We start from the raw sequence: 650 nt of genomic DNA, 5'->3' as shown, positions 1-650 counted from the left end.
CCGGCGACCTCGTCGAGCAGATCGTGCAGGGCGTCTACGTCACGGACGAGCCCCCGCGCGAAGTCGTCGTCCCCGAGCTGCCAGAGGACGCCGACGCGCTCCAGGAGTGGCTCAGCAAGCGCCGGAACGGGCGTGGCACGAAGCTCAGCACCGCCCAGCGCGGCGACCGTGCGGGTCTCGCCCGGACGGCTGCGCAGAACGCCGGGCAGGCGCTCATGCTCTACAAGACCAAGCGCTCCGCCGACTACACCACCCGGGCCGCAGCACTCGCCGACATCCAGGACGCCCTCGGCATGGCCGAGGCGCCGCTCCGCATGGAGTGCTACGACATCTCGCACCTGCAGGGCACGAACGTCGTCGCCTCGATGGTGGTGTTCGAGGACGGTCTGCCGCGCAAGGACCAGTACCGCCGGTACTCGATCGCCGAGACCACCGACGACACCGACAGCATGCACCAGGTGCTGTCGCGGCGCCTGGCCCGGCTGGACGAGGACGCCGAGCTGCCGGACGTCCCCGACGTCACGACGGACGAGGTCGTCGAGGGGTCGAAGCCGACGAAGCGGTTCGCCTACCGTCCGCAGCTGCTGATCGTCGACGGCGGCCAGCCCCAGGTGCAGGCCGCGAAGCGCGCGATGGACGAAGCCGGCGTG

The 650-nt window shown here is 71.1% G+C and carries 1 pseudogene; it reads left to right on the top strand.

Features of this window, described 5'->3' with window-relative positions:
• Window positions 1-650: pseudogene (locus BIU95_RS13385) on the top strand (excinuclease ABC subunit C); the annotation flags it as partial.

Origin of the sequence: Curtobacterium sp. MCBA15_007 (assembly GCF_001864905.1) — a bacterium.
Lineage (GTDB): Bacteria > Actinomycetota > Actinomycetes > Actinomycetales > Microbacteriaceae > Curtobacterium > Curtobacterium poinsettiae.
The sequence above is the reverse complement of the archived record's forward strand: the minus strand, read 5'-3'. Positions and strand labels throughout refer to the sequence as shown.